The sequence below is a fragment of the Neptunomonas sp. genome (assembly GCF_016744175.1).
Lineage (GTDB): Bacteria > Pseudomonadota > Gammaproteobacteria > Pseudomonadales > Balneatricaceae > Neptunomonas.
The window spans coordinates 1-6,157 of sequence record NZ_JADGEV010000084.1 but is presented as its reverse complement, the minus strand read 5'-3'; the positions used below and the strand labels follow the sequence as shown (position 1 = coordinate 6,157).

Sequence of the window (6,157 nt, the reverse complement as noted above, 5' to 3'; positions counted from 1 at the left end):
CCAAACGTGGGGGAGCCTTTACGCATATCTACGGCCACATCAAACACTTCACCCTGTACTACACGCACAAGCTTTCCCTGCGTTTGAGTTGTCTGGTAATGCAAACCACGCAATACACCTTTGGATGATTTACTGTGGTTATCTTGCACAAAATTTACAACACCACACGCTTCTTCAAACTCTTTTTGCTGAAAGGTCTCCATAAAGAAGCCTCTTTCATCCCCAAATACTTGCGGGGTTAGCAGTACTACATCCGGAATTGCTAGTTTAGTAAATTCCATACCAAGCCCTCAATCTTCACCTGCAATTTTTAATAGAAATTGACCATAGCTTGTTTTATTCAGCAGCTCACCACTTTTACGAAGCTGCTCAATCGAAATCCATTTCCGGTGCCATGCGATCTCTTCTAAACAGGCAATTTTTAACCCTTGGCGATGCTCAATGGTTTGCACATACTGAGACGCTTCAAGCAGACTGTCGTGTGTCCCTGTATCTAACCACGCAAAGCCTCTGCCCAGCTTTTCTACTTTTAAATCACCACGCTCTAAGTAAGCGTTGTTTATACTGGTAATTTCAAGCTCGCCGCGCTCTGAAGGTGTCACTTGTTTTGCAATTTCAACTACATCATTATCGTAGAAGTACAAGCCCGTTACTGCGTAATCAGATTTTGGAACCTTAGGCTTCTCCTCAATAGAAACTGCATTCCCTTGCTCATCAAACTCAACCACACCAAAACGCTCAGGGTCATGAACAAGATAACCAAATACGGTAGCGCCCTTTTCAACAGCCGATGCCCGTCTTAATTGCTCAGTAAAACCCTGCCCATGAAAAATATTGTCGCCTAATACCAAACAAACAGGGTCTTTTCCGATGAACTCTTCACCGATTATAAAAGCTTGTGCTAATCCATCCGGTGTTGGCTGTTCAGCATAACTAAAGCTGACGCCATACTCTTCACCCGAGCCAAGTAAATTCTGGTATTGCGGCAAATCTTCAGGAGTAGAAATAATGAGTATCTCTTGTATGCCCGCAAGCATTAACACCGAGATAGGATAAAAAATCATTGGCTTGTCATATACAGGTAATAACTGTTTAGAGACACCACGGGTAATGGGGTGTAAACGCGTGCCGGAGCCACCCGCTAGTACTATACCTTTAAGAGCCATATTAATTTGTTCCTCGTGTACTAAGATATTCACTCAGCGTCAATTTTAGCTGATCTTTCCAACTAGGTAAGGTAATTGATAAAGCTTTTTCTAATTTTTCGACATTAAGCCGTGAATTTAAAGGCCGCGCTGCCGGTGTTGGATATTCTTCGGTTTTAATCGCACTCACACTCGCTTGCGATATCTTTATAGGCATGCCTGCCTGCTCAGCCAACTGAAATATTTCTTTAGAAAAGTCACACCAGTTTGTGCTGCCTGTTGGCGCAAGATGATAAATACCTTTTTCAAACCCACCCCCAGAAAGAACTCGGTCGATAGACATTGCCGACACTTGTGAAATAAGGCGCGCCGGCGTTGGTGCGCCTACCTGATCAGAGACAACACTTAAGCTATCTCTTTGCGCGCCTAACCTCAGCATGGTTTTCATAAAATTATTGCCACGAGCACCATAAACCCAACTTGTTCGAAATATAAGAAATTGTGCACCTGATGCCACTACGGCTTTATCACCCGCCAGTTTACTTTTTCCATAAATGGATAAGGGCGCAGTCATATCACCCTCCCTCCACATTGCAACGCCGTTACCCGGATAAACATAGTCAGACGAGTAATGTACTAACCAAATACTTTTCAATGCTGCGTAGTCAGCTAATAGCTTAGGAAGCTCAGCATTTAAACGATAAGCACTTTCGTGTTCCTTTTCGGCCAAATCAACTGCCGTCCAGGCTGCTGCATTCACGATAAGATCTGGCTGCTCAACACTTAAAAACTGCTCGACTGCTTCTAAGTCCATTAAATCTAGCACTGACCTAGAAGGAGCCACTATCGTTCCATAGCTAGATAGACTTCTTTGTAATTCAAATCCGACTTGCCCGTTACCGCCCGTTATAAAAATTTTCATACGTCAGAGATACCTAATCTTTCACGCTGATAACTGCCATCAAGCACTCGGGCCCACCAACTTTCATTGCTTAAATACCATTCAACAGTTTTGCGCATACCTGTGTCAAAGGTTTCAGCAGGAACCCAACCAAGATCTTTTTCAATTTTACTCGCATCAATAGCGTAGCGCTGATCATGGCCTGGCCGGTCGGCTACATAAGTGATTAATTCTTTATAACTACTTATAGTGAGTAAAGGGTTATCTTGCGGTGGACGCAGCTCATCCAGCAATTCACAAAGCGTCAACACTACCTGGATATTCTGCTTTTCATTATGACCACCAATATTGTATGTCTCGCCAACACGTCCTTCTTGCACTACTCGAATAAGCGCTTCTGCATGATCTTCCACAAATAGCCAATCTCTAATCTGCTTTCCATCGCCGTAAATAGGCAGCGCTTTACCTTCAAGCGCATTCAAAATAATAAGAGGAATCAGTTTTTCAGGGAAATGATACGGGCCATAGTTGTTAGAGCAGTTCGTCACTAGCGTAGGGAGCTTATAAGTCCGCTGCCATGCTCTGACAAGGTGATCGGAGCTTGCTTTACTGGCAGAGTATGGCGAGCTAGGCGCGTACGAAGTGGTTTCTAAAAACAGATCATCTTCTCCCTCCAAGTCTCCATATACTTCATCTGTTGAGATATGGTGAAGCTTAAACTCAGAGGCTTTCTTAGCGTCTGTTTGCTGGATACGCATATAATACTTACGCGCAGCCTCCAATAAAGTATAGGTACCGACAATGTTAGTGTGTACAAAATCTCCCGGACCATCAATTGATCTATCAACATGGCTTTCTGCAGCCAAATGCATAACATAGTCTGGCTGATGAGTAGAAAAGACCTCATCCATTAATGCACGGTCGCATATATCATAAGGATAGAAAGTATATTGCGCATTGCTAGATACCTCAGATAATGACTCTAAATTCCCCGCGTATGTAAGTTTATCGACAACAACAACCTGATGTGACGTACTTTGTATTAACGCGCGTACAACTGCAGACCCGATAAAGCCTGCACCACCTGTTATCATAAAAACTTTGTTATCCATAAAACTCTCTATTCATATATTCTATTTGAGCTGCATTGCTTCAGAAAATAGCTAGCGCTATGCAGACACTAAAAGTGCTTTATCTCCAGATGCCCGGTTTCGGACAAATGCTTTCCTGCTTGCCATTTATCTTATGGCTATCATGTGACGAACAACCCAATAGACAAACAGGCTAATGATTCTGGCTTTGCTTATATTTCGCTGCGGCTTCTTCCAACCCAGTCTCAGCTGAAACAACAGGAGCCCATCCAAGTATCTTTTTAGCTTTAGAATTATCAATTTCTAAAGAAGAAACTAATTGATGATAGAAACCTTTTCGGCCTGTGATTTTAGCACCAAAGTAAAGCCAAGAGTCTTTAACAGGGAAAAAAGTGACACGCGTATTTAAACCAGATGCCAAAATACTCATGAACTGAGGGGTCGATAGCTTCTCATCATCAGCTATCACAAAAATCTCATTTGCAGCAGCACTGTGATAAGTACATAACGAGACAAAGCTCACTAAGTTTTTTAGTGAAACAAAGCTACGATGGTTATCTACATTTTTAAAAGGAAGTAAAGGCACCTTTCCTAAGAGGCTTAGCAAACGTTTAAAGTTGCCGGGAGCATCCCATGCATAAACAAGCGGCGGCCTGACAATGACACACTCCATTCCACTGGAAGCACATATTTGCAATAACGCTTCTTCAGCATCTAGTTTACTACGAGCATAACTATTCACGGGATTTAGAGCAGAACCCTCTTTTAAAGCTTCTCTAGAAAACTCTCCATAGACGCCAATAGAACTCAAAAAGACAAACCGCTTAACACCGCATGCAACGGCTTGTTTGGCTAGGCAAATAGTCCCTTTAACATTTACCTCTCTAAAAGCTCTCTCTTCATCTGCTGAAGTACACTTATTATGTGCAAGCCCTGCTGTGTGAATAACACAATCGATTCCCGCTAATGCTTTATTCCAGTCAGTTGATGCATTAATAGAGCCTGTCTCAAACAGCACCACGTTCTCATTAATACTATCGCTGACACCCCTTACACTACCGCGCACATCATATGTATCGCTATGCGCTAGGTGCTTCCCTATTGCACTTCCAATAAAGCCATTAACACCCGTAATTAGAATTTTTCTTGATGAAGAGAGAGGCTCTATAATCATAAACATGTACCGCTAAATTTAACCGTCACTATTTTTAAAGCCGACAATAGCCAAACCTATGCAAGACATGCAAAGCAAGAGTTGCTCTTTTCGACTTCTTCTGTAGCGATGCGACTCCAGAGCTAGTTGAAAAAACCCCCACCGCCCTTTTTGTATTAGCTGCTTTAAGTGCATAGCTGCAGGGTCTTTGTTAGCAAGCAAAGAAGATGTCAAAAGCACTTGTTCAAACCAATACCCTCCAAAAACTGCTCTAGCGCGTTTTACTTTGTGCTTAAAGCCAACATTTGCGCCATGCTCATTTGTCTCATGCTGTCGATAATTCATGAGTGCAGCATCATCAATGCGCCATTGATACCCAAAAGCCCTTGAATACGCATAAATAAACCAGTCATGAAAGCGAATCTTACTAAGCTGCTGCTTATTGCTCATCGCAAAACGTTGCAAGCCAAGAAACAACGACTGCTTAATAACAAATGTACAACCGGGGCCGGGAGCCTCTAACAAATAATCTTTTGTATTCTGTCGCTGCGATTTCACAACAAGCTTAGTACGCCCATTGCTCCAGAAAGACAGTATATTACTTGAATACCCATCTGCCTCATGCTGCTCTAACTGCTCAACAGCTCGACATATTTTGGTAGGCTGCCAAATATCATCCTGATCAGACAAACACACATAAGAAAAATCGCCTACATCAACATCCCGAATAAGGCGGAAGAAATTTTGACTCGCCGCCCCTGAGTTATTTATTGAAAGAACCCTAATTCTCTCATCTTCCTTTGCATGACGTGTAAACCACTCTTCTGTCCCATCATCAGACGCATCTATGCTGACAAACAATGTTACGGAAATACTTTCTTGATTTAAAATAGAACTAACTTGAGCGTCTAACCACTCTGCACCATTGTATGCAGCCAGCAGAACAGCAACCTTCGGGTTTTCATACATACCTGAACAACTCTCCAAAACCTCTTTGAAATCAAATTCAAACACAGAGCTAAAAAAACAAAGACACTATTCGCGCTCAGTAAGGAATAAAGCTATCAGCCAGACAATATGCTCATAAACAACTAAACCAAACTCATACTCATATCACTAAATGAGATCGTTTCTATACCAACGATTTCAGCCGAGAAACTCTCCCCAATTAATACATAACCACTACCTGATTGAGTAACAGCCACTGCTGATGAAGCTTCATTAACTTGCAGTACATCATACCCTATCCCACCATCAACGGAGTCATAACCACCGTCGACTAATTTAACGATGTCATTCCCTGCTCCAGTGCTTATCGAGTTATTCACTGCATTATCACGTACAACGTCATCACCGACTCCGGTAATAACATTCTCAATCCACACTCCATAAGCAATAGCTAGATTGTTTTCACCCGTATAAACTGAGTCTGCATTGTTGTTATAAACACTCGTAACCCAGTCTGTATAGTTAGGGGCATTTTCAGAATCCAACCAACTTAATGTGACTGCGATCTGATCTTCTATGCTTCTTACATCAACAGAGGAGTGAGTCCCAGCTCTTAAGTCTATTGTACTGTCGCCTGCCGCTGCCGAGACATTAATCGTATCAAGCCCTCCGGCATCCCAAATGGTTAAATGCTCTTTATCATCAAATGAAACTGAATAAGTGTCATTGCCTAAAGCATAGCTAAGATTTAGACCGTAGATTGCTTGCAGTGCAGCGACATCAAACAAAGCAAATGAGTCACTCAATGCCCCCTGTGCATAAACTACATTTATGGCTTGTGTAGACGAGTTATAATCAAACTCTAATACCAGCGTTTTCACATCGGTATATGACATAATTGAAAAATCGGAGTTATCAA

The 6,157-nt window shown here is 42.2% G+C and carries 7 protein-coding genes; all 7 read right to left on the bottom strand.

Annotated elements, in window-relative coordinates:
* Window positions 1-281, bottom strand: a 281-nt coding sequence (locus QZZ55_RS19665) for a dTDP-4-dehydrorhamnose 3,5-epimerase family protein (RefSeq protein ID WP_293269122.1), incomplete at its 3' end; no start/stop codon positions are given.
* Between the two features lie 9 nt (window positions 282-290).
* The gene (gene rfbA / locus QZZ55_RS19660; protein WP_293269121.1) at window positions 291-1,166 is read right to left on the bottom strand and encodes a glucose-1-phosphate thymidylyltransferase RfbA; all 876 of its coding nucleotides are present in this window, start codon (window positions 1,164-1,166) and stop codon (window positions 291-293) included.
* A gap of 1 nt (window position 1,167) precedes the next feature.
* Window positions 1,168-2,067: a dTDP-4-dehydrorhamnose reductase gene (gene rfbD / locus QZZ55_RS19655; protein ID WP_293269120.1), complete on the bottom strand. Its 900-nt coding sequence runs from the start codon at window positions 2,065-2,067 to the stop codon at window positions 1,168-1,170.
* On the bottom strand, window positions 2,064-3,158 hold the full coding sequence (gene rfbB, locus QZZ55_RS19650; RefSeq protein WP_293269119.1) for a dTDP-glucose 4,6-dehydratase: 1,095 nt from the start codon (window positions 3,156-3,158) through the stop codon (window positions 2,064-2,066). The genes rfbD and rfbB overlap by 4 nt, the downstream gene beginning before the upstream one ends.
* Before the next feature lie 172 nt (window positions 3,159-3,330).
* Entirely contained in the window at window positions 3,331-4,311 is a 981-nt protein-coding gene (locus tag QZZ55_RS19645; protein ID WP_293269118.1) for an NAD-dependent epimerase/dehydratase family protein, read from the bottom strand.
* 18 nt (window positions 4,312-4,329) lie between these two features.
* On the bottom strand, window positions 4,330-5,259 hold the full coding sequence (locus QZZ55_RS19640; RefSeq protein ID WP_293269117.1) for a glycosyltransferase: 930 nt from the start codon (window positions 5,257-5,259) through the stop codon (window positions 4,330-4,332).
* Between the two features lie 122 nt (window positions 5,260-5,381).
* A partial coding sequence (locus QZZ55_RS19635; RefSeq protein ID WP_293269116.1) for a M10 family metallopeptidase C-terminal domain-containing protein occupies window positions 5,382-6,157 on the bottom strand: 776 nt, incomplete at its 5' end.